Genomic DNA, 21,476 nt, shown 5'->3' on the forward strand with positions numbered 1-21,476 from the left:
GCGCATGACCGCGGCGACGATGCGCGCCGTCCGCGCCGGATGGCTGGCGCTGCTGCTGATCGTGATCACGGCGGCGCTGGCGCCTTTTGCGTGGGCCGACGTGGCGGTGCCGGCGCTGACCGGCCGCGTCGTCGATCAGACCGGCACGCTGTCCGAAGCTGCGGTGGCGCGGCTCGACCAGAAGCTGAAGGCGTTCGAGGCGCGCAAGGGCAGCCAGCTCGCGGTGCTGATCGTGCCGACCACCCAGCCGGAGGCGATCGAGCAGTTCTCGATCCGAGTCGCCGAGGCCTGGAAGATCGGCCGCAAGAAGGTCGATGACGGCGCGATCCTGCTGGTCGCCAAGAACGACCGCAAGCTGCGCATCGAGGTCGGTTACGGCCTCGAAGGCGCGCTGCCGGACGTCACCGCCAAGCGCATCATCGACGAGATCATCACGCCGAAATTCAAGGCCGGCGATTTCGACGGCGGCATCGAGGCCGGCGTCGACCGGATGATCGGCGTGATCGACGGCGAACCGCTGCCGACGCCGCAGCCGCAGCACGAATGGGCGGCGCCGGAATCGATGGATGAATTGACCGGCTGGGCGATCCCGCTGTTGTTCGGCACGCTGGTGCTCAACGGCTTCTTGAAAGCGGCGCTCGGCCGCGTCGCAGCGTCGGGGCTGACCGGCATCATCGTCGGCGCGGTGGCGATGCTGTTCGGTCTGGTCTGGTACATCGCGCTGGTCGTCGGCTTCGCCGCGTTCCTGCTGGCGCTGGTGATCGATCTGTTTGGCGGGCCGACGATCTCCTCGGGGCGACGCAGCGGTTGGTCCGGCGGCACCTGGACCGGTGGCAGCAGCGGCTCGTCCTGGTCGAGCGGTTCGAGCGACAGCGGCTTCAGCGGCGGTGGCGGCAGCTTCGGCGGCGGCGGCGCCTCGGGAAGCTGGTGAGGAGAGACGCAGCATGGGCATCCGGCGGATCGGCAAGCACCTGTTCACCAGCCGCGGCGCGGTGCACCGCGCGTTTTCGCCGGATGCGTTCGATGCGATCGAGCGTGCCATCAAGGCGAGCGAAACCCGCCACGTCGGCCAGATCCGCTTCGTCGTCGAAGGCGCGCTCGACGGCGCGCCGCTGTTTCGCGATCAGCCGGTGCGTGAGCGCGCGCTCGACATCTTCTCGCAGCTTCGGATCTGGGACACCGAGCACAACAACGGCGTGCTGATCTATCTGCTGCTGGCCGACCGCAACGTCGAGATCATCGCCGATCGCGGCATCGACGGCCGCGTCAGCGCCGACACCTGGGAGGCGATCTGCCGCGAGATGGAAGCCGAGTTTCGCGAGGGCCGGTTCGAGCAGGGCGTGCTCCGCGGCATCGAGCGCATCACCGCGCATCTGGCCGAACACTTCCCGCGCAGCGGCCCGAGCCCCAATGAAATCCCCGACGCACCGGTGGTGGTATAGTAACATGGCGGCAGTCTAACCTCTCCCCGCATGCGGGGAGAGGGAGCAAGCGTCGCGCCTGGCTTTCGAAACGAAAGCGCCTCACGCCTTCGCTGACGGCCGCGCCGCGATGCGCTCGAACCACTCGGCGATGTTGGTGTTGGCGGGATCGAGCGGCTGGCCGACCTTGGCGCCGAAGTCGAGCCAGCAGTACAGCAGCAGATCGGCCAGCGTCAGCCGCGGGCCGCAGACGAATTCCTTGCCCTTCATCTGCTCGTTCATCCAGCGAATGCGATCGGCCGCCATCTTCTTCAGCCCGGGCGCGGCTTCCGGCACGCACACCATCCGATCCTGAAACATCTTCAGTCCTTCGGCGAAGCGGAAGCCATTGAGCAGCGGCTCGCAGATGTAGAGGTCGATCCGCCGCGTCCACATCCGGCATTCGGCACGCTCTTCCGCTGTGGTGCCGATCAGCGGCGGCTGCGGATGCTTCTCCTCGAGATATTCGCAGATCGCGGTGATCTCCGCCAAGAAGCTGCCATTGTCGAGTTCGAGAGTGGGCGTCTGGCCGTGGGGATTGCGCACGAGATGTTCGGGCGTTCGATTCTCGCCGGCGCGGACGTCGAGCGTGTGGGTCGGAATCGTCAGGCCTTTCTCGGCGATGAACATCCGCACCAGGCGAGGATTGGGCCCGATCGAATCGTACAGCTTCATGGTCGTCTCCCTGATCGGCGCTTGGCTGCGCCTATGCTGATCGATCTGTCCTAGCGCGGGACACCGTGCGGTGCAAAGCCGCGCGGTGCGTCATGCTGTGCGCGCTCCTCACGATTCGTGAAATTTCCGTAACCGTCGGCGGAAGTAACGATTTCGCAAGTAATAAAAGTTACCGAATAGTATCAAGCTGATCTGGAGGATTTGACACGTGGACGAGCATCGCAACGAGCCCATCGGTGAACAGCAGACCGGCGCGGCCGCCGCGACGGACGGAGCGCAGGCGAACGCCGGCAGCCCGGAAACTAGCTCGGCCTCCGCGCATCAGGCGACCCCGGCCAATACTCCGGCCAATGCGGGCGCCGCCAAGCCGAGCGAAGCGAAACCCGCCGGCAAATCCGAGATCGAGAAGTCGGACGGCGTCAGCCGTCCGCGCCCCGGCACCGTAACCATCATGGCGCCGTCGCCTCGCGAAAATCTGTATCGGCACTGGGACGATGAGATCGAAGTCGAGGCGCCCGATGAGGCGAGCCAGTCCGCGGTTCATCGCTTCGGCGTGCGCAAGCTTGCAGCGGTTGCTGCGGCCGTGATCCTTGCGGCGATCGCCGGTGCGGTCGGTGGTGCACTCGCGACCGCCAGCCTGTCGCATCGGAGCGACGCCGAGACCACTGCGGCTTCGGCGCAGGTGAAGACGCTCGACGCGCAGGTGGTGCAGCTCCAGACCGAACTGACGGCGCTCAAGGCCGATCTCGACCACGCTGCCAAGCAGAGCACGGCGCAGCTCGGCAAGACCGCGGACCGGATCGAGAAGCTCGAGAAGGCGCAGGCCGAGCCGGCCGCCAAAATCGCCAAGCTGAGCGAGACGGTCGAGAAACTGCGCACCGCGCAGGTCCAGCCGCCAGCTGCGCCCGCGCCGGCTCCGGCCAATGTCGCCGCGGTCCCCGCCAAGGACGTCACCGGCTCGATCACGCCGAAAGCCGACGCTGCGAAGCCGGGCCGCTTGCCGACGGTCGAAGGCTGGGTGCTGCGCGATGTGTATGACGGCGGCGCGGTGGTCGAAGGCCGCTCCGGCACTTACGAAGTCTATGCCGGTGATCCGATCCCGGGTGTCGGCCGCGTCGATGCGATCCGCCGCCAGGACGGCCGCTGGGTCGTGGTGACCAGCCGCGGTCTGATCGTCGCCCGCTGATCGCGCAGCCTCATTCCTGAAATTTCAACGGCGCCGGCTGTGAGACAGCCGGCGCCGTTTTGATTTGGCTCTCCCGCGGAGCCTCGCTGAGTTGTTCAGGCGCGCGCCGGGCGATAGCAATGAGTTGTCGCCAGCGCGCGATTTCCGAACGGCGCGTCAGCGCTCGACGAACGCCTTCTCGACTACGAAGTGGCCAGGCTCGCTGTGGTTGCCCTCGCGGAAGCCACGCTCGCTCAGCATTGCCGGCAGTTCGGCGAGCATCGCCGGGTTGCCACACAGCATCACGCGGTCAGACTCGAGATCGAGACCAGATTGGCCGAGATCGTCGAACAGCTGGCCCGATGCGATCAGATCGGTGACGCGGCCGCGGTTGCGGAACGGCTCGCGGGTCACGGTCGGGTAGTAGTGCAGCTTGTCGCGGATCAGATCCCCGAGGAACTCGTGGTCGCGCAGGCCCTCGACCAACTGCTCGCCATAGGCCAGTTCGGGAATCTGTCGGCAGCCGTGAACCAGCACGATAGATTCGTAGATGTCGTAGATCTCGGGATCTTTGATCAGGCTGGCGAACGGGGCCAGCCCGGTGCCGGTCGACAGCAGCAGCAGCCGCTTGCCGGGGATCAGATTGCCGGCGATCAGCGTTCCGGTCGCCTTGCGCCCGACCAGGATCTGATCGCCTTCCTTGATCTGCTGCAGCCGCGACGTCAACGGACCGTTGGGCACCTTGATGCTGAAGAATTCCAGCTCTTCCTCGTGATTGGCGCTCGCCATGCTGTAGGCGCGCATCAACGGTCGGCCGTCGACTTCCAGGCCGATCATCGCGAACTGACCGCTCTGGAACCGGAATCCAGGGTCGCGCGTCGCGGTGAAGCTGAACAGGGTGTCGGTCCAGTGCCTGACCGACAACACCGTTTCGGTTTGGAATGCACTCATCGTCTTCTCCTCACCCGCAGGTCATCTCCTGCGTCCGATGAGACGATGTCGCGGATATCGCCCCCTCTTCGCAATTGCGAAATGGCACCCGCCGTCAATAAGTTGCAAAATTTCCCGGAGGGCACCGCCGAGAGGCACGACGTGCTGTTTTTTCGCGAATCCGAGCAATTTGTTTTCGGGCCCGAGGCGGCCTCGCACCTAGCCTGAGGCCCCTTGCGACAGGAGGAACGCTCGTGGGGACAGTGCTCGCCTCCGGGGAAATGGAGGCCGATCTCGCGGGCTTGACGCTGCAGCTCGCAGAGGGGCGCGTCGGCTCCTAGCCGACGGCACCCGACGCACGCAGCGCCTTGATGGCGGCGTCGTCGTAGCCTGCATTGCGCAGCACTTCGTCGCTGTGCTCGCCGACGCCCGGCGGCTTGCGCGGCCGGGTCTTGGTGCTGCCTTCGATCCAGATCGGGCTGTTGATGGTGAGCGTGGTGTCGTTCTCGAACGGCACCAGCACTTCATTTTCGATCAGCTGCTTGTCGGTGGTGATGTCGTCCAGAATGCCGACGACGCCGAACACCAGACCGGTGCCGTCGAGCGCCTTGCGCCACTCGGCGAGATCGCGCGTCGCAAAGATCTCGTCGAAGATGCCGATCAGTTCGATCGAGCGCGCGTGGCGGTCCGCCTTGGTGGCGAAGCGCGGATCGTCGGTGAGATCCTCGCGGCCGAGGCACTTCGTCAGCGTCGGCCACTGCTTCTCTTCGTTGAGCAGCGACAGGATCAGCCAGCGGCCGTCCCGGCAGCGATAGTGATTGGCCACCGCGTTGAGGGCGCGCTCGCGCGGCCGCCGCGGCTGGAACTCGGCACCGACCAGCTTGGCCTGTGCCAGCACGCTGGTCGACCACAGCCCGTTGGCCATCAGGTTCGACTTCACCTCGCTGCCTTTGCCGGTGCGTTCGCGCTTGTACAGCGCGGTGACGATCGCGCCGAACAGCGACATCGCGCAGGGATGGTCGCCCATGCCGGCGACCGATCGTGCCGGCGTGGAGTCTTCGTCGGCGCGCACCAGATCCATCATGCCCGAGCGCGCCCACCAGGCGTTGCTGTCGAAGCCGGGCTTGTTGGCTTCTTCGCCGCGCTCGCCATAGCCGGTGAAGCTCGCATAGATCAGCCGCTCGTTCAGCGGCGCGAGGTCGGCATAAGCGACGCCGAGCCGCGCCCGTACCGGCGGCGGGAAGTTGGTGATGAACACGTCGGCCTCGGCGACCAGCTTGCGCAGCACCTCCTTGCCCTCGGGCTTGGCGAGGTCGAGCGCGAGGCTGCGCTTGTTACGGGCCTCCAGCATCCACGCGTAGTTGTGGTCGCTGATCGGATAGCCCGGCAGGTTCGGCAGGTTGCGATAGGGATCGCCCGCACCCGGCGGCTCGATCTTGATGACGTCGGCACCGAAATCCGACAGCACGGTCGCGGCCGCCGGTGCAGCAATGAAACTCGCGCAATCCAGCACCTTGAGGCCGCTGAAGATGCCGTTCTCGTCCATGCGCGTGAGCTCCCTGTTTTCTTGTTTTTCGCGATCCGGAATTCTCGGTGCTACGTGCCGCCGGATACGTTCGCATATGAGCCGGCTTCGTGGCGTGATGCAATATAGGAACCGGCATGGCGGTCATCCCGGGTGCTATGCGGGATCAGGATGGAATTAGCCGCGTCATTGCGAGCGCAGCGAAGCAATCCAGAAGCGCCCGGCACTGAGCTATGGATTGCTTCGTCGGCTTCGCCTCCTCGCAATGACGGCAGCTAGTTTTCGCCCGTCAGCAGCGCGGCATTGCCGCCGGCTGCTGCGGTGTTGATCGACACCGTCTGTTCCAGCGCGAAGCGCGGCAGATAATGCGGGCCGCCGGCTTTGGGCCCTGTGCCGGACAGGCCGGAGCCGCCGAACGGCTGGACGCCGACGACGGCGCCGATGATGTTGCGGTTCACATAGACATTGCCGGTCGGCAGCCGCGCGATCACACGCGCGATCGTGTCGTCGATCCGCGACTGCACGCCGAGCGTGAGGGCGTAGCCGGTGGCGGCGATGTCATCGAGGAGATCGTCGAACTGCGCCGCTTTGTAGCGCACCACATGCAGGATCGGGCCGAACACTTCTTCGGTGAGCTGTGAGGCGCGGCTGAGTTCAAAGATATGAGGCGCGACGAAGTTGCTGGCGGCCGGTGCTGTGCCGGCGAAGTGAAGCTGCGCTTCGCGTTTCATCTTGGTGATATGCGCGTCGAGCCTGGCTTTGGCCTCGGCGTCGATCACCGGTCCGACATGCGTCGCCGGATCGCGCGGATCGCCTATTTTCAGCTCGCGCGCAGCGCCGGCAATCATCGCGATCACCCGGTCGGCAACGTCGTCCTGCACGCACAGCAGCCGCAGCGCCGAACAGCGCTGCCCGGCGGAGCGGAACGCGGAGGTGATGACGTCGTCGGCGACCTGCTCGGGCAGCGCAGTGGCATCGACGATCATCGCGTTGATGCCGCCGGTCTCGGCGATCAGCGGCACGATCGGACCGTTCTTGGCGGCCAGCGTCCGCTTGATCGCGCGCGCCACCTCGCTCGACCCGGTGAACACGACGCCGGCGACGTCCGGCTGCTCGACCAGTGTGGCGCCGATGCGGCCGTCGCCCTGTAGCAGATGCAGCGCCTCGCGCGGCACGCCGGCTTCATGCAACAGCCGCACGGCCACCTCTGCGATCACCGGCGTCTGCTCGGCCGGTTTGGCGACGACCGCGTTGCCGGCCATCAGCGCCGCGGTGATCTGGCCGAGGAAGATCGCGAGCGGGAAGTTCCACGGGCTGATCGCGACGAACACGCCCCGCCCGCGCAACGCCAGCGTATTCCGTTCGCCGGTCGGGCCGGGGAGCTCCAGTGGTTCGCCGAACAGCCGGCGGCCCTCGCTGGCGTAGTAGCGGCAGTAGTCGACCGCTTCGCGCACCTCCGCCACGCCATCGTCGAGCGTCTTGCCGCCCTCGTCCAGCAAGAGGGCGATGAATGCCGCACGGCGCTGCTCCAGCAGATCGCCGGCACGCCGTAGGATCGCGGCGCGATGATCGGCGGAGGTTCGGCTCCAGGATTCGAAGCCTTTGCGTGCGGCCCGCATTGCAGCCGCGGCTTGCTCTGGTGTGGCGGATGCGAGGGGCGGCAGCGGCGGGCGTGCACCTTCGATGTCGCCGAGCAGCGCGGCGAGCGCGCTGCGGTCGCCGAACTCGATGCCGCGCGAATTCAGCCGCTGCGGCTGATACAGATCGCGCGGCAACGGGATCGCCGGGTTGCGTGCCTTCTCCGCATTGCCGATCAGTGTGGCTGGTCGCTCCAGCAGCTCGGCGATCGGCACGCTGTCGTCGCCGGCCTGCGCCACGAAGGAGGAGTTGGCGCCGTTCTCCAACAGCCGCCGCACCAGATAGGCCAGCAGGTCGCGATGGCCGCCGACCGGCGCGTAGATCCGGCACACCGCCTGCGGGCGATCGGTCAGCAGCCGCGCGTACAGCGCTTCGCCCATGCCGTGCAGCCGCTGGAATTCGTAGCCGTCGCAATTCCCAGCCTCGGCCAGGATGGTCGCGATCGTGAGCGCGTTGTGGCTGGCGAATTGCGGGAAAAGGCGCGGGCGCAGTGCCAGCAGCTTGCGCGCGCAGTGCAGGTAGTTGAGATCGGTCATCGGCTTCCTGGTGAACACCGGATAGTCGGCAAGCCCGCGCTCCTGCGCGCGCTTGATCTCAGTGTCCCAATAGGCGCCCTTCACCAGTCGCAGCATCATGCGGCGGTCGAGCGCGTTCGCCAGCTCGGCGACATGGTCGATCACCGCGGCGGCGCGCTTCTGATAAGCTTGCACGGCGAGGCCGTAGCCGTCCCAGCCTTTGAGCGAGGCATCGGCGAAGCAGGCGGCGAATACCTCCAGCGACAATTCAAGCCGGTCGGCTTCTTCGGCATCGACCGTGAAGGCGAGGTCGTGGCTCTTGGCCAGCCGCGCCAGCTCGAGCAGCCGCGGCGTCAGTTCCCGCATCACGTGGTCGCGGCTGATCGCCTCGAACCGCGGATGCAGCGCCGAGAGCTTCACCGAGATCCCCGGCCGTGCCGGCAGCGCAGCGTTGCCGGCACTGCGGCCGATTGCGGTGATCGCATCCGCGTAAGACTGATAATAGCGTTCGGCATCCTCGGCGGTGCGGGCACCTTCGCCGAGCATGTCGTAAGAATAGCGAGAGCCCTCGCGCGCCTGGGCGCGTGCGAGCGCGGCTTCGATGGTTTCGCCGAGGACGAAGTGATTGCCGATCAGCCGCATCGCCTGGCGCGTCGCGGCGCGCACAGCAGGCGCGCCGATCCGCCTCGTCAGGGCCGCCAGCGTGCCTTGCGGCGTCTCGCCTGCGTGGACGAGACGGGCCGATAGTCCGAGGGCCCAGGCCGAGGCGTTCACCAAAACGGCATCGGACTTGATGCGGTGATGCGCGAAGTCGCCCTGGCCGAGCTTGTCCTCGATGAAGGCGTCTGCAGTCGCGGCATCCGGAACCCGCAACAGCGCCTCGGCCAGCACCATCAAGGCCAGGCCTTCTTTGGTCGACAGCGCGAACTCGCGCAGCATCGCCTCGACGCCGCCCAGGCCATGTTCGGAACCGCGGATCGCGGTGATCAGTTCGGTGGCGAGAGGGTCGATCCGAGCTTCACGAGCGAGCGGCAGCGCGGCGGTCGCCAGCAGCTCAGCGGCCAGCGCAGCATCATCCGGTGCGTAAGCCGCGGTGAATTCGGCGAGCGGCGGGTTGGACGGCATGGCGGTCGGCTCCCGAAGCCGGAGATAGCTGTGGACGGCGTGCATCAGTGCAGCCAGCAAATGCAGTGCCATCCAGACTGCCATATTGGCACGGTCGGGGCCGGACGCTAGCTTCGCCTCCACCACAGGGAGGCTGGGAGCGGGGATGAGGGTGACGCGCGGCAAGTCCAACGCACGACATTTCGGTGCGCTCGCGGCCGTAGCGCTGGTCGCCGCCTGGTTCGGTGCGCCGGCAAAGGCGGCCGAACTCAGCTCGCAGGTCTCGTATCTGTATAGTTCGGTGTCGATCTTCCCGCCGAGCGCCAAGGGCATGACGGTGTGCTACGGCTTCGTCTGCCGCCGCCGCTACGAACTGGCGTTTTCGGCCGGCGATCGCGCCGCGCTGTCGCGGATCATGGCGTCCGGCAAGGCCTCGGCCGCGGCGGAACGCGCGGCGGTGCAGAAGGCGGTGGTGTGGCTCGACCGTCGTCTCGGTCCGGTGCTCGGCACCGACAAGCGGATCGCGCGCGCCGATTTCCGTTACTTCGACGACAAGCACAATTTCGATTGCTGGGACACCACCCGCAACACCACTAGCCTGCTGCTGGTGATGCAGGAGTGGGGCCTGTTCAAGTATCACAGCGTCGGCGATCCCAAGTATCGCGGCAATGTCCTGGTGCTGCAGACGCCGCACAACACCGCGGTGCTGACCGAGCGCGCCACCGGCGCGCAATGGGTGGTCGACATGTGGACCCGCGCCTACGCGCAGACACCGGAAGTGATGCCGGTCGATCAGTGGGTCAAGCTCGACTGAGAATGATGGTTCGGTGCGCGGGCCGTTCAGGCCAGCACCAGGTCCTCGTTCAGCACGGCGGCAAGATCGCCGGCGCGCTCGACCACGCAGACCAGCATCGGTTCGGTACGGCCTCGGATTTCCAATTCCAGCGTCGGCAGCGCCTGTTCGGACAGGCCCGCGGTGGCGCGGAGTTCGTCCGACAGCAGCGTCTCGCAGGCGAGGCTCTTGGTCAGGTCCTGCAGCCGGGATGCGACGTTGACGGAGTCGCCGAGCGCGGTGAACACCATGTGGTCGCGATAGCCGATCTCGCCGACCACCACTTCGCCGCTGTGGATGCCGATGCCGAAGCGGATCGGTTCGGGCAGATCGTGGCCGAGGAAGTTGTTGAGTTCATCGATCGCCGCGCCAATCGCCGCGGCGGCGCGAACAGCGTTGCGGCAGGCCTCGCGCGGTGTTTCGGCAAGTCCGAACAGCGCCAGCATGCCGTCGCCGACGAACTGATTGGGTTGGCCGCCGCAGGCGATCACGCTGCGCGACACCGCGCCGAGGAAGCGGTTGACGATGAACACGGTGTCGAACGGCAGCCGGCTTTCGGCGAGCTTGGTCGAGCCGCGCATATCGACGAACATGCTGACCAGATAGCGCTCCTCGCCGACCCGCGCCGCACGCGCCGCCTTCCGCGCGGCTGCGACGTTGCGCGGTGGAAACACCGGCACGAAGGCGAGGTCCTGTGTCGGCCTGAGCTGGCAGGCGAGGCGGATCGACGGATCGTCGCCGGTGCCGATCGAGGCGAGCACGAAGGCCTCACGCGGCGACGGCGGCGGCAACGCGGCGGGATCGCCCAACACGCGGATCCGGCAGGTCGAACAGCGAGCCCGGCCGCCGCAGGCGGAGGCGTGCGGGATGTTGTGGCGCTGCGTTGCCTCCAGCACGGTGAGGCCCTTCGGCACCCTGATGCTGCGCTCGCCGTCATAGGTCAGCCGGACCATGCCGCCGCGCCGTTCGATGATCGCGCGCACCGCGCGGGCGATCAGCGCCAAAGCGATCAGGGCGAGATAGAAAATCAGGAAGCCGTTGCTGATCGCTTCGAGCGTCTGCTGCTGCTCCGGCGTGCCGAGATTGGACGGTGCGAGGTTATCGGCCTGCCATTGCGGCGAGGTTGCCTCGCGCGCCACCTCGCGGCCGCCCTGGTAGAAGCCGAGCAGCGCCAGCGTCGGGACCAGCACCGCGGCGGCGAGCAGCCACGGCATCGCGCGGCGGAAGGCCGGCTTGATCCGCAGCCAGACGTAGAGCCCGATGCAGCCGTGGGTCCAGGCGATCAGCATCACCGCGACCATCAGCCAGGCCCGATACGTCGGCGAAGCCACGAAGTAATTATACAGCACCTGCGGATACAGCCGGTCCTGGTCGTACAGCACGCTGCCGAGCCGCATCACGATGACATGGCTGTAGATCATCAGCGGCACCGACAGCCCGAGTATGAGCTGCAGCGGCTCCAGCGTCTTCCAGCGAAACTGGCGGCGCTGATACAGCGCCCACAGCCCGAGCCCGGCGTGCACCGTCACTGAGCCGTAGAACAGCATCGCGACCGGCAGGAACTGCCAGATCTCCATGTGCCACATCACGCCGGCATGCAGAGCCGCCGGCGAGATGTTGCCGAGCGCATGGTTGAGGAAGTGGCTGAGCAGATAGGTGAACAGCACCAGCCCGCAGAACATCCGGACTTGCCGAAGCCCGATGCCGCCGAGCCAGCCGGCCTTCTTCCCGCGGGCAGAAGCGTTCTGCTTTTTGTTCGGCTTCGCTCGCGTCGCCATCAGTGAGTGCATACCTCGATCGCGTCATTCCGGGATGCGCTGGCCGGCAGCGCAGGGCCGGAATCCTCAATCCCGGTGTGTGGTTTTGGATTCCGGGCTCGCTCGACTTGGTTCGCGCCCCGGAATGACGATCGTTGTGTCAGCAGGCGCGGATCAGCACAAGAAACTTCGGCGTAATGTAGCTTAGCGCAGGTCTCCGCCGAACGGGGCGCTACTCGTCCTTCTCCCGCTTCTTCATCAGATCCTTGACCAGATCGCCGAGCTGCGGGCGGGGCAGGGCATCGAACGGAAGCGGGCGGGTGAGGTCGATGGCGGCGAGGCCGAGCCGTGCGGTGAGCATGCCGTTGACGACGCCTTCGCCGAGCTTGGCCGACAGCCGCGAGGCGAGGCCGTGGCCGAGTACCGATTGCATCACGCTGTCGCTGAGCGCGATGCCGCCGGTGATGGCGAGGTGCGACACCGTCTGCCGCATCAGCTTGAACATGCCGAGCGCGCCGGGGCGGCCGCCATACAGCCGCGCGAGCTGGCCGATCAGCCGGGTCGCGGCGATCGCCACGAACAGTACGTCGATCAGTGCCTTCGGGCTGATCGCGGTCACCAGCGACACCCGCTGCGCGGCCTTCGAGATCAGCACCTTCGCTTCAAGGTCGAGCGGCGTCATCAGTTCGCGCTCGGCGAGGCGGATCAGGTCGGCGCCGTCGATGATGTCGTCGATGTGCTTCTGCAGCGTGGCGCGGCCATGGGCGAGCTGCGGGTTGGGATGTTCGAACTTCAGCAGCTCGCGGATGATGGCGCGGGCTTCGGCGCTATTGTCGGTCTCCAGCACGCGCGCAGCGCGAGCGTGGAGCTGCTCGATCCGCGCCAGGCGGATCAGGCCGAAAGCCTCACGGCCGATGATGATCGCCAGCGAGCCGCCAGCCAGGATGGCCAGTACCATGCCGATCGTGCCGAGCGTCTGGCTCTGCGCGAACAGATCTTCGACCAGTTTGCTGATCCACAGCCAGAACGCCAGCGACACCAGTCCGGTCGCGGCGCTCCAGAACACGGTGCCCCAGCGGAAACCCTTCTTCGGGTTGATGACGCTCTTCGGCGCTTTCGGCGCCGAGATCGGCGGCTCGGCTTCGCGGGCGAGCTCGACCCTGGCGCGCGGCGGCGGGGGTGGCGGTGCGGCGCCGGCCGCAGACGCGGCAGGCTTGGCGTCCGCTTTCGCGGACGGCTTGGCCGTGTAGCTGCCGCCGCCGTCATCGGAATCGATCAGCACCACGCTCGGGTCGCTGAGCTTGAAGGTCGCCGGCCGGCGAGGAGGAACCCGCTCGGTCATTGCAGTCGGTCTCCGATCAGGAACTGAAGCGCCCGGTCGAGGCGGATGTGAGGCAGCGCCGGACCGTCCGGATCATGGCTGTCGAGCCGCGGTGGGCGGAAGCGCAAAAAGCGGAAGTCCGCGTCCTGGTGCGAACCGGCGGCCAGCCCGCGGAAGGTGTCCTCGCCGCGGAACAGGCCCTGCAGATTGGTCGGCAGGTCGCCCGGGAAGGTGGCGACCTCGGTTTCGCCGTCGAATACCTCGCCCTCGGCCATTTCGCCGGCGATCGGCGTGCCGACGATCGAGGGCAGCCGGTCGCGGCCGCGCTGCACCTGGGCCTCCCGGGTGGCCCGGACGGCGGCCATTGCCACCACGTCGACCTTGGCGCCGGCGAATTCGGCCCGTCGCATCGCCTGGTCGACCAGCTTGCGGAGGATCGCCTCCAACCGGTCGTGGCTGGAATGGTGCAGATGGTCGGCCTTGGTGGCCGCAAACAGGATCTTGTCGATCCGCGGCCGGAACACCGAGCTGAGCAGCGTCGAGCGGCCGACCCGGAAGCATTCGAGGATGCCGGCCAGCGCGGCTTCAAGGTCCTGCAGCGCCTCGGGCCCGGCGTTGAAGGCCGACAGCGCGTCCGCCAGCACGATCTGGCGATCGAGCCGGGCGAAGTGATCGCGGAAGAACGGCCGCACCACGGCGTCCTTATAGGCTTCGAACCGGCGGCGCATCATCGCCCACAGCGAGCCGTCCGGCGCGATGCCGCCGTCCGGCACGTCCAGCGGCGCGAAGGTCAGCGCCGGCGAACCGGCAAGATTGCCGGGCATCAGGAAGCGGCCCGGCGGCAGCAGGCTCATCGCGAACTGCTCGTCGCGGCAGGCGCGCAAGTAAGCGGTGAACAGCCGCGCCGCTTTCAGGGTTTCCTGCTCGTTCTCGCGCCCCTTGGGATCGAGGGTGGCGAGATGGGCGTGCCACTCCCGCGCCACCCGGGCTCGCGGGTCCTGGCGCGACAGCGCCAGGCTTTCGGCCGCCCAGCGCTCGTAGCTCTTGGTCAGCAGCGGCAGGTCGAGCAGCCATTCGCCCGGATAGTCGACAATGTCGAGCGTCAGCGTGGTCTCAGAGCCGTTCTTGCGCTGATAGTCGATCACCAGCCGCAGCTCGCTGATGTCGACGGTCGAGCTCGGCCATTGCCGCTGCTCGATCAGCGTGGCGAGGAAGTTCTCATAGGCGAAGCGAGGCACCGCATCGTCCGGCTGCGGCGCCAGCCGCGCGGTGGCGATCCGCCCGGTCGACATCGATTCAAAGATCGGAAACCGGCCGCCCCGGCACAACCCGTGCACGAGAGCGGTGATGAACACCGTCTTTCCCGCGCGCGACAGACCGGTGACGCCGAGCCGGATCGTGGGATTGAACAGGTTCTCGCTGTAGTCCTTGAGCGCCCGCGCCGAGAGCCACGCATCTTCGAGAAGATTGGAAAAATTGAAGGCCATGCGCCAAGGTTCAATCGTCAGAGTTGCCGGCGAAACTAGCCGGAAACCGCCGATTCGTGCGACAATCCGACCTGTACTGCCGGTCTTGGCTTTGCCGCCTTTCCGGCGGAAAATTCGTGCTCGATCGGACGGAGGCGGTGGCCGAGCGTGCCGCAGGATGTGTATCGCATCGCCGATCGGCGTCATGAATGCGCCAGATCAATTCGGATAAGGTGTTCGAGAACAGGGTGTTCGCTGCAGAATGACGATCTTCCGCCTCAAGCAAATCGTGTCGCATGCCAGGATCGACGCCAAAGGCGCGGTCCACTGGAACTACGATCGCGCCGAGCTGATCGCCGATGGCGTCGTGCATGTGCTGGGCCTCGTCGCCGGTTTGATCGCCGCGACCGCGCTGGTCACGCTGACCGGCGTGTTCGCATCCACGCCGACGATCGTCTCGGTATCGGTGTATGTTGCAGGGCTGCTGGCGATGCTCGGCCTGTCGGCCGCGTACAATCTCTGGCCGGTATCGCCGCGCAAATGGCTGCTGCGGCGGTTCGACCATTCGGCGATCTACATTCTGATCGCCGCAACGTACACACCGATCATCAGCCAGATCAAGGATCAGATGTTCGGCCTGGCACTGCTCGCCGGCGTCTGGGGCGTGGCGGTGGTCGGCATCCTGCTGAAGCTGTTCAAGCCGGGTAAGTTCGACAAGCTGTCGGTTGGGCTTTACCTCGCGCTCGGCTGGAGCGGCATCATCGCCTACGATCAGGTGGTGGAGACGCTGCCGACCACGGCGATGTGGTTCCTGGCAATCGGTGGCCTGTTGTACACGCTCGGCGTGATCTTCCACGCTTGGCGGCGGCTACGGTTCCAGAACGCGATCTGGCACGCCTTCGTGCTGGTCGCCGCCGGCTGCCACTACGTTGCGGTGATGGACCTGGTGCTGGCGTAGCCGACGCCGGATCTTTCCGATATGAACGCCCCCGCCAACAACAAGCGGGGGAAACAACCATGCAGATCGCGGGCAAAGTCGTCGTCGTCACCGGCGGCGGCAATGGAATCGGGCAGGCGCTGTGCGAAGCCTTTCACAAGGCCGGCGCCGCCAAGGTCGTTGTCGCCGACCTCGATCAGGCCCGCGCCGAAGCGGTCGCCGCATCGATCGGCGGCGCGGCGTTCAAATGCGACGTGGCCAGCGAGGCCGACATCAAGCACGTGATCGAGGAGACCGAGCGCCAGTTCGGGCCGATCGATCTGTTCTGCTCCAACGCCGGGATCGGCGGCGGCTTCGATCCGATGGCCGAGAATGCCGGCGGCTCCTCCGACGAGCCGTTCATGAAGAGCTGGTTGATCCACGTGATGGCGCATGTCTATGCCGCGCGGCATCTGGTGCCGCGCTACAAGGCGCGTGGCGGCGGTTACTTCCTCAACACCATCTCGGCGGCGGGGCTGCTGTCGCAGGTCGGCAGCCCGGCCTATTCGGCCACCAAGCACGGTGCGGTCGGCTTTGCCGAAAGCCTCGCCATCGCCCACAAGGCGCACAACATCCGCGTCTCGATTCTGTGCCCGCAGGGTGTCGACACCAACATGCTGCGCTCGATCCCGAAGGGGCCGCAATCGGCCGACGGTGATCTCTCCGCCGAGCAGGTGGCGAAGGATGCGCTGCAGGGCATCGAGCAGGAAACCTTCCTGATCCTGCCGCACCCGCAAGTGATCGACTACATGCGCAAGAAGACCGAGAACTACGACCGCTGGATCGGCGGCATGGCGAAGATCCAGGCCAAGCTCCGCGAGACTTTCGGCGGCAAGGCTTAGATCGTCTCGCTTGTTCTCTCGGCGCCCTGTCGTTCGGCATCTGCTTCAGTATGTCACAGCGGCGCCGAGGAACGGATCGCCCACTCGGCGTTCCGTCTGTACAGGCGCCCACTGGGCGTCTGTTATGCGATCGCACCGTCGTCCGGCGGTGCGATTCTTATTATCGGCAGCCAACGGAGAACTTGATGTCAGATCATTCCCATCGCCGGCCAAGCTGGGTGGCGCGCAGCCTCGCGGCGATCGCCCTCACCAGCATCTATTGCTTCAGCTTCGTCGGCGCCGCGGCGGTGGTCTCAGGCGTGACCAGTACTCAAGCGCATGCCCAGCGCGGGCGTGGACGCGGCTATGGCGGCCGGGGCTATAGCGGCCGGGGCCGCGGCCGCGGTCGCGGCTGGGAACGTGGACGGGGCCGCGGCGGGTATTACGGCGGCCGCTGCGTCGTCAACGCCGCCGGCGTCCGGATCTGCCTGTAACGGTCAGGCTGACCGCACGATCTCGCGGACGTGGTCGAGCGTTTGCTCGATCATGTCTGTGCTGACGTCGAGATGCGTGCAGGCGCGGATCCGGCCTTCCATCATCGCCAGCACGACGCCGCGCCGGCGGAGCTGTGCGACCATGTCGGTGCCGGAGACGCCCGCGCCGTCCGGCTTGAAGAACACCAGATTGGTCTGCGGCGTCTGCACCGCGATGCCGTCGATCTGCGCCAGCCCTGAGGCGAGGCGACGCGCATTGGCGTGATCATCGGCGAGGCGCTCGACCTGATGATCGAGCGCGTACAGACACGCCGCGGCGATCACGCCGGACTGCCGCATCGCGCCGCCGAGCCGCTGCTTCCAACGCCACACTTCATCGATGAAGTCGCGCGGGCCTGCCAGCACCGCGCCGACCGGCGCAGCGAGTCCCTTGCTGAAATCGATCCACGCCGAATCCCAGCCCTTGGTCATCTCCTTGGCGCTGATACCTGTGGCCACCACCGCATTCATCAGCCGCGCGCCGTCGATATGCGTCCATAGCCCGTCCTCCTTGCCGGCCGCGGCGACCGCATCGAGCGTGGCCTGCGGCCAGATCGTGCCGCCGCCGATATTGGCGGTCTGCTCGGCGCTGACTAGGACTTGCGGAGGTTCGTAGCGGGTCTTCGGATGCAGCGCGGCGCGGAATGCCTCGAGTGAGAATTGGCCGTCGTCGCCGTCCAGGCCCGTGATCTGAAAGCCGCCGAGCGCGGCGTGCGCGCCGCCTTCGCGCGACAGGATGTGGGCGGTGCGATGCGCGATGATCTCGTCGCCGGGCCGGCAGGTCGCGAGCGTGGTCGTGACGTTGCACATCGTGCCCGAGGGCAGGAACACGGCGGCCTGCTTGCCGAGCAGCGCCGCGACGCGCTCCTGCAACAGGTTGGTGGTCGGATCGTCGCCGGTCTGTTCGTCGCCGACCTCGGCCCGCGCCATCGCCTCGCGCATCGCCGGCGTGGGGCGCGTCTGGGTGTCGGAGAGCAGGTTGATCCACACCGGCGGCGCGTTCGGATCGGGCTTTGATGGGATGTAGGCCATGCCCGAGGCTAACATGCCGGGCGCGAAGCGGAAGGGATCTGTCCGGACACGATCAGGTCAGCGGGATGTGATTGGTACCACCCCCAAGGCAGTCATTCCGGGGCGCGCGAAGCGCGAACCCGGAATCTCGCGGTTACCCCATGCGGCCTTCGCCACGCACCCGCTGAACTCTCATGCGCAATATCCTCGAGATTCCGGGTTCGCTCACTTCGTGAGCGCCCCGGAATGACGGTGACTTGTCATTCGCATCGCGCAAACAAAAAGGCCCCGGCGAACCGGGGCCTTGATGCATCGGACTGAGCAGCAATCAGTACGAAGAAATTAGCGCGAATAGAATTCGACGATCAGATGCGGCTCCATCTGCACCGCGAACGGCACGTCGGAGAGAGCCGGGATGCGCGCGAACTTCGCGGTCATCTTGTTGTGGTCGACTTCGATGTAGTCCGGCACGTCGCGCTCGGCGAGCTGGCTGGCTTCGAGCACGAAGGCGAGCTGCTTCGAGGCTTCCTTGACCTCGATCACGTCACCGACCCGCACCTTGTAGCTCGGGATGTTGACGCGCTTGCCGTTGACCTTGATGTGGCCGTGATTGATGAACTGGCGGGCCGCGAACATCGTCGACACGAACTTGGCGCGGTACACCACGGCGTCGAGACGGCGCTCGAGCAGGCCGATCAGGTTCTCGCCCGAGTCGCCCTTCAGCCGGGTCGCCTCGACGTAGATGGCGTGGAACTGACGCTCGGAAATGTTGGCGTAGTAGCCCTTCAGCTTCTGCTTGGCGCGCAGCTGGACGCCGAAGTCGGACAGCTTGCCCTTGCGGCGCTGGCCGTGCTGGCCGGGGCCGTATTCGCGGCGGTTGACCGGGCTCTTCGGACGGCCCCAGATGTTCTGGCCCATCCGGCGGTCGAGTTTATACTTGGCTTCAGCGCGCTTTGTCATCGCGTCCTCTAGGGTTGGAGTTGTGAGGAAACGCGCCCTCCTGTGCATGGGGAAAATCCCCTGCCGACAGGTCCGTCCTTAAAGCATAAGGGGAGGACCACGGGTCGCGAAACGCAACGCGGGCCGAAACCGGCCCGCGAGCGGGGGCTTTCTAGGGGGAAAGCCCTGGGATGTCAATTCGGGCCGGCTCAAGGCCCGGCTGCGGCCCGAAGCGCTCGGGCTGGGCGGTCCAGGCGCTCGATCTCGGCCGTAATCGTGGTGTTCAGCACCTGTTCCAGCCGGGTCGTCAGCCGCGCAATCGGGGCAGCGTCGATCACACGGTGGTCGAACCGGACGATCACCTCCAAGCGGCCGTCGTCGGCGAGTCGGCCGTAGCTCAGGATGTAGGGACCGGGGCTGACCGGATAGAGGTCGCCGGGACCGAACGCCGAGACCGAGGACAGTCCGAAGCTGCCGAAGAAGTTCGCCCGCGGCCGATTCAGCGACATCCCAGCCCACCAGGCGATCCGCCGCAGCGGCCACGGCATCCGGCTGATCCGCAGCAGCTTGCGGAACATCGGCACGGTTTCGATCGGCGCGGTGCTGGCGCTACGGATGATCGCGTCGACCTCGGGCAGCGGTAGCGTGTCGGCTGCGGTCACCTTCTGCATCAGCACGCAGTCTTCGCCGTCGATGCGGCGGGCGACCGCGATCATGCCGACGCTCTTCGGCACCTCGAAGAAGTGCGGCCACGGAAAGGCGATATACAGCGTCCGCAGCACCGGCTCGTCGCGTGCGACCAGGCTGAATGCCTTGGCGAAGATCGCGGCGAAGCCTGGCGGCGATGCTGCGGCAGCCCGGGCTCGCGCCAGCGGGCCAAGATGCAACGTGCGCCGGTAGCTGATCAGCGGCACGCCCTGCGAGGCGTGCATCAAATCGGCAATCAACCTGCGCGGCGCCGAAATCCGACGTGTTTTGCCCCGCATTACTTGGCGGGTGTTGCCAGCGGCTTGGTCTTGTCGACCACCCACACCGCCATCACCTTGGCGCCCTTGTCGCCGTGCACCTTGGCATCGTGCACCACGCCAGCCGGGATCACGTAGGAATCGCCGGCCTTGAGGTGCTTGTCGGGTTCGCCGTCGATGCTCATCACTGCTTCGCCCTCGAGCAGATAGCCGGTCTCGATGCCGGGATGGGTGTGCCGGCCGATATTGCCGCCCGGTGGCAGCTCGGCGAGACCGCTGACGGTGACATAGCCGTCGGGGAATTCGATCTTCTGCAGCGGCGTGCGCTTGATGTCGCTCTGCTGCGCGACGGCGGCGCCTGCAGCAGCTACCATGGCGCACGCGACCAGGATGTGACGCAAGGTTTTGATTGTCATTGGGGCTCCTCCGGGGCGCAAAGCTAGCAGCGTCCCGGCAGGCGGAAAAGCGCTCAGGCCGGAATGCGGCCGCCGAAATACGGCGCCAGCGCCGCGCTGGCCCGTGGATGGCGGCCCGAGGTGAAGATCATCTCGGCGCCCGGCGTCGGGGCATGGCCCGTAGCCGGGCCGAGCAGGGTGACGACGCGGCGGGCGATTGCGGGGGCCGGATCGATCCAATCGACCGGCCAGGGCGCCAGACGGACCAGCCGGTCGAGCAGCAATGGATAATGTGTGCAGGCCAGCACCACCGCATCGGTGCGGCCGCGTTTGGCGTCGGCTTCGACGAAACACGGCGCGATCTCGGCGCGGATCGCTGCGTCGGTCACTTCGCCGCCGCCGAGCGCCGTCTCCGCCAACGTAGCGAGCCGGATCGATCCGACCAGCGACACCTCGCAGCCTTGGGCGAAATCGCGGATCAGCGCGCGGGTGTATTCGAGCCGCACCGTCGCTGAGGTGCCGAGCACCGAGACACGCTTGGTGCGGGAGCCCGCGCAGGCCGGCTTGATCGCCGGCACCGTGCCGACGAACGGCACCCGGTAGCGGGCCCGCAGCGGCGCCAGAGTCATGGTCGAGGCGGTGTTGCAGGCGATCACGACGAGGTCCGGCGCGTGCGCCGCGATCAGCTCGCCCATCAGCGGCACGACGCGGCCGATCACCGCCTCTTCGCTGCGCTGCCCGTAGGGGAAGAACGCGTCGTCGCCGACATAGACGTAGTGCGCGTCGGGGCGCGCGCGGACCACTTCGCGCAGCACCGTCAGGCCGCCGAGGCCCGAATCGAACACCAGGATTGTGGGGAGCGAGGTCACGGCGGCGACCTTACCCGATCTTGGTTAGCTTTCGGTTGTCGATCGCGCGATGCAGCCCTGCGGAGACGGCAAAGCCACCGGGTCAGTGGCTGTCGGCGACCTCGGTCGGCGGTACCTTGCGCTTGACCCGCTTGATGGTGCCCGAGAACGTGAACAGCGGCCGCTCGCCGCTCTTGAGGATGCCGCGCACGAAGATCAGCGACTTGCCGGCCCGGGTGACTTCGCCGGTCGCTTCGATCAGCTCGCCCTCGAATGCCGCATCGAGAAATTCGGCGCCGAACGCCACCGTCACGCCGGGGCCCTGCAATTCGCGGACGGCGATCGCGAACAGGCAATAGTCGGCGAAGGTCATGAAGCAGCCACCGTGCACCGCCTTCATGCCGTTGAGGTGCTTCTTCTCGACCCGGAAGGCGCAACGGACGCGGCCGTCGTCATCGATCCGATGCCAGAACGGCCCGTTGTGCGATTCGAAAGTGTCCCGCGTCCACGTTCGCCAGCCGGCGAACTCACCTTCGGTTGCGGTGAAAAGGTCCGGGCGACTGGGACGTGTCGGTTCGACGGTGGTGGTCAAGGGGCGTT

20 protein-coding genes are annotated in these 21,476 nt (G+C 66.7%); 7 read left to right on the plus strand and 13 right to left on the minus strand.

From position 1 onward, the window contains the following. Positions 1-4 precede the first annotated feature (4 nt). Positions 5-931, plus strand: coding sequence for a TPM domain-containing protein (locus RPPS3_RS07850; RefSeq protein ID WP_107343577.1), 927 nt, complete (start codon positions 5-7; stop codon positions 929-931). A 13-nt stretch (positions 932-944) separates the two neighbouring features. After that, on the plus strand, positions 945-1,442 hold the full coding sequence (locus RPPS3_RS07855; protein ID WP_107343578.1) for a TPM domain-containing protein: 498 nt from the start codon (positions 945-947) through the stop codon (positions 1,440-1,442). Between the two features lie 81 nt (positions 1,443-1,523). Here the strand turns inward: RPPS3_RS07855 and RPPS3_RS07860 are convergent, their stop codons facing one another. Continuing rightward, complete coding sequence (locus RPPS3_RS07860; protein WP_107343579.1) at positions 1,524-2,135, minus strand: glutathione S-transferase family protein; 612 nt, start codon at positions 2,133-2,135, stop codon at positions 1,524-1,526. A 208-nt stretch (positions 2,136-2,343) separates the two neighbouring features. Between RPPS3_RS07860 and RPPS3_RS07865 the strand changes: the two genes are divergently transcribed. Further along, complete coding sequence (locus RPPS3_RS07865) at positions 2,344-3,321, plus strand: hypothetical protein (RefSeq protein WP_107343580.1); 978 nt, start codon at positions 2,344-2,346, stop codon at positions 3,319-3,321. Positions 3,322-3,477: 156 nt separating this feature from the next. Here the strand turns inward: RPPS3_RS07865 and RPPS3_RS07870 are convergent, their stop codons facing one another. From RPPS3_RS07870 to putA, 3 genes are all read right to left on the minus strand, one after another. Then, complete coding sequence (locus RPPS3_RS07870) at positions 3,478-4,251, minus strand: ferredoxin--NADP reductase (protein ID WP_107343581.1); 774 nt, start codon at positions 4,249-4,251, stop codon at positions 3,478-3,480. A gap of 316 nt (positions 4,252-4,567) precedes the next feature. Further along, entirely contained in the window at positions 4,568-5,776 is a 1,209-nt protein-coding gene (locus RPPS3_RS07875; RefSeq protein ID WP_107343582.1) for a CaiB/BaiF CoA transferase family protein, read from the minus strand. A 254-nt stretch (positions 5,777-6,030) separates the two neighbouring features. Then, positions 6,031-9,033: a bifunctional proline dehydrogenase/L-glutamate gamma-semialdehyde dehydrogenase PutA gene (putA, locus tag RPPS3_RS07880; protein ID WP_107346499.1), complete on the minus strand. Its 3,003-nt coding sequence runs from the start codon at positions 9,031-9,033 to the stop codon at positions 6,031-6,033. A gap of 145 nt (positions 9,034-9,178) precedes the next feature. Between putA and RPPS3_RS07885 the strand changes: the two genes are divergently transcribed. Continuing rightward, a complete protein-coding gene (locus RPPS3_RS07885; protein ID WP_107343583.1) occupies positions 9,179-9,826 on the plus strand; it encodes a hypothetical protein in 648 nt (215 codons plus the stop codon). Positions 9,827-9,852: 26 nt separating this feature from the next. Here the strand turns inward: RPPS3_RS07885 and RPPS3_RS07890 are convergent, their stop codons facing one another. From RPPS3_RS07890 to RPPS3_RS07900, 3 genes are all read right to left on the minus strand, one after another. Beyond that, positions 9,853-11,622: an adenylate/guanylate cyclase domain-containing protein gene (locus tag RPPS3_RS07890; protein WP_107343584.1), complete on the minus strand. Its 1,770-nt coding sequence runs from the start codon at positions 11,620-11,622 to the stop codon at positions 9,853-9,855. Positions 11,623-11,833: 211 nt separating this feature from the next. Then, positions 11,834-12,943 carry a YcjF family protein gene (locus RPPS3_RS07895; protein WP_107343585.1) on the minus strand — a complete coding sequence of 370 codons (1,110 nt, stop codon included), beginning with the start codon at positions 12,941-12,943 and terminating at the stop codon, positions 11,834-11,836. Then, complete coding sequence (locus RPPS3_RS07900) at positions 12,940-14,409, minus strand: YcjX family protein (RefSeq protein WP_107343586.1); 1,470 nt, start codon at positions 14,407-14,409, stop codon at positions 12,940-12,942. Before RPPS3_RS07900 ends, RPPS3_RS07895 begins: the two co-directional genes overlap by 4 nt. Positions 14,410-14,650: 241 nt before the next feature. Between RPPS3_RS07900 and trhA the strand changes: the two genes are divergently transcribed. The 3 genes from trhA (at position 14,651) to RPPS3_RS07915 (ending at position 16,679) form a co-directional block, all read left to right on the plus strand. Further along, entirely contained in the window at positions 14,651-15,346 is a 696-nt protein-coding gene (gene trhA, locus RPPS3_RS07905; protein WP_107343587.1) for a PAQR family membrane homeostasis protein TrhA, read from the plus strand. 59 nt (positions 15,347-15,405) lie between these two features. Continuing rightward, entirely contained in the window at positions 15,406-16,206 is an 801-nt protein-coding gene (locus RPPS3_RS07910; protein ID WP_107343588.1) for an SDR family oxidoreductase, read from the plus strand. 185 nt (positions 16,207-16,391) lie between these two features. Beyond that, on the plus strand, positions 16,392-16,679 hold the full coding sequence (locus tag RPPS3_RS07915; protein WP_107343589.1) for a hypothetical protein: 288 nt from the start codon (positions 16,392-16,394) through the stop codon (positions 16,677-16,679). Positions 16,680-16,682: 3 nt separating this feature from the next. Here the strand turns inward: RPPS3_RS07915 and RPPS3_RS07920 are convergent, their stop codons facing one another. The 6 genes from RPPS3_RS07920 to RPPS3_RS07945 form a co-directional block, all read right to left on the minus strand. After that, complete coding sequence (locus RPPS3_RS07920) at positions 16,683-17,765, minus strand: threonine aldolase family protein (protein WP_107343590.1); 1,083 nt, start codon at positions 17,763-17,765, stop codon at positions 16,683-16,685. Between the two features lie 306 nt (positions 17,766-18,071). Further along, positions 18,072-18,689 carry a 30S ribosomal protein S4 gene (rpsD, locus tag RPPS3_RS07925; RefSeq protein WP_107343591.1) on the minus strand — a complete coding sequence of 206 codons (618 nt, stop codon included), beginning with the start codon at positions 18,687-18,689 and terminating at the stop codon, positions 18,072-18,074. 188 nt (positions 18,690-18,877) lie between these two features. Next, positions 18,878-19,654 carry an acyltransferase gene (locus tag RPPS3_RS07930; protein ID WP_107343592.1) on the minus strand — a complete coding sequence of 259 codons (777 nt, stop codon included), beginning with the start codon at positions 19,652-19,654 and terminating at the stop codon, positions 18,878-18,880. Further along, positions 19,654-20,049, minus strand: a complete 396-nt coding sequence (locus tag RPPS3_RS07935) for a cupin domain-containing protein (RefSeq protein WP_107343593.1) — start codon at positions 20,047-20,049, stop codon at positions 19,654-19,656. The genes RPPS3_RS07930 and RPPS3_RS07935 overlap by 1 nt, the downstream gene beginning before the upstream one ends. Positions 20,050-20,102: 53 nt before the next feature. Next, the gene (murI, locus tag RPPS3_RS07940; RefSeq protein WP_047308310.1) at positions 20,103-20,897 is read right to left on the minus strand and encodes a glutamate racemase; all 795 of its coding nucleotides are present in this window, start codon (positions 20,895-20,897) and stop codon (positions 20,103-20,105) included. Positions 20,898-20,979: 82 nt separating this feature from the next. Further along, the gene (locus RPPS3_RS07945) at positions 20,980-21,468 is read right to left on the minus strand and encodes a PaaI family thioesterase (RefSeq protein ID WP_107343594.1); all 489 of its coding nucleotides are present in this window, start codon (positions 21,466-21,468) and stop codon (positions 20,980-20,982) included. Positions 21,469-21,476 lie beyond the last annotated feature (8 nt).

Origin of the sequence: Rhodopseudomonas palustris (genome assembly GCF_003031265.1) — a bacterium.
GTDB lineage: Bacteria > Pseudomonadota > Alphaproteobacteria > Rhizobiales > Xanthobacteraceae > Rhodopseudomonas > Rhodopseudomonas palustris_H.

Bases quoted from the DNA above. Each gene is read 5' to 3' on its own strand.
- RPPS3_RS07910 (WP_107343588.1), top strand. From the start codon at position 15,406: ATGCAGATCGCGGGCAAAGTCGTCGTCGTCACCGGCGGCGGCAATGGA.
- RPPS3_RS07890 (WP_107343584.1), bottom strand. From the start codon at position 11,622: ATGGCGACGCGAGCGAAGCCGAACAAAAAGCAGAACGCTTCTGCCCGC.
- RPPS3_RS07860 (WP_107343579.1), bottom strand. From the start codon at position 2,135: ATGAAGCTGTACGATTCGATCGGGCCCAATCCTCGCCTGGTGCGGATG.
- RPPS3_RS07920 (WP_107343590.1), bottom strand. From the start codon at position 17,765: ATGTTAGCCTCGGGCATGGCCTACATCCCATCAAAGCCCGATCCGAAC.
- RPPS3_RS07895 (WP_107343585.1), bottom strand. From the start codon at position 12,943: ATGACCGAGCGGGTTCCTCCTCGCCGGCCGGCGACCTTCAAGCTCAGC.
- RPPS3_RS07855 (WP_107343578.1), top strand. From the start codon at position 945: ATGGGCATCCGGCGGATCGGCAAGCACCTGTTCACCAGCCGCGGCGCG.
- RPPS3_RS07850 (WP_107343577.1), top strand. From the start codon at position 5: ATGACCGCGGCGACGATGCGCGCCGTCCGCGCCGGATGGCTGGCGCTG.
- RPPS3_RS07915 (WP_107343589.1), top strand. From the start codon at position 16,392: ATGTCAGATCATTCCCATCGCCGGCCAAGCTGGGTGGCGCGCAGCCTC.
- RPPS3_RS07930 (WP_107343592.1), bottom strand. From the start codon at position 19,654: ATGCGGGGCAAAACACGTCGGATTTCGGCGCCGCGCAGGTTGATTGCC.
- RPPS3_RS07885 (WP_107343583.1), top strand. From the start codon at position 9,179: ATGAGGGTGACGCGCGGCAAGTCCAACGCACGACATTTCGGTGCGCTC.
- trhA (WP_107343587.1), top strand. From the start codon at position 14,651: ATGACGATCTTCCGCCTCAAGCAAATCGTGTCGCATGCCAGGATCGAC.
- RPPS3_RS07875 (WP_107343582.1), bottom strand. From the start codon at position 5,776: ATGGACGAGAACGGCATCTTCAGCGGCCTCAAGGTGCTGGATTGCGCG.
- rpsD (WP_107343591.1), bottom strand. From the start codon at position 18,689: ATGACAAAGCGCGCTGAAGCCAAGTATAAACTCGACCGCCGGATGGGC.
- RPPS3_RS07900 (WP_107343586.1), bottom strand. From the start codon at position 14,409: ATGGCCTTCAATTTTTCCAATCTTCTCGAAGATGCGTGGCTCTCGGCG.
- putA (WP_107346499.1), bottom strand. From the start codon at position 9,033: ATGCCGTCCAACCCGCCGCTCGCCGAATTCACCGCGGCTTACGCACCG.
- RPPS3_RS07935 (WP_107343593.1), bottom strand. From the start codon at position 20,049: ATGACAATCAAAACCTTGCGTCACATCCTGGTCGCGTGCGCCATGGTA.
- RPPS3_RS07870 (WP_107343581.1), bottom strand. From the start codon at position 4,251: ATGAGTGCATTCCAAACCGAAACGGTGTTGTCGGTCAGGCACTGGACC.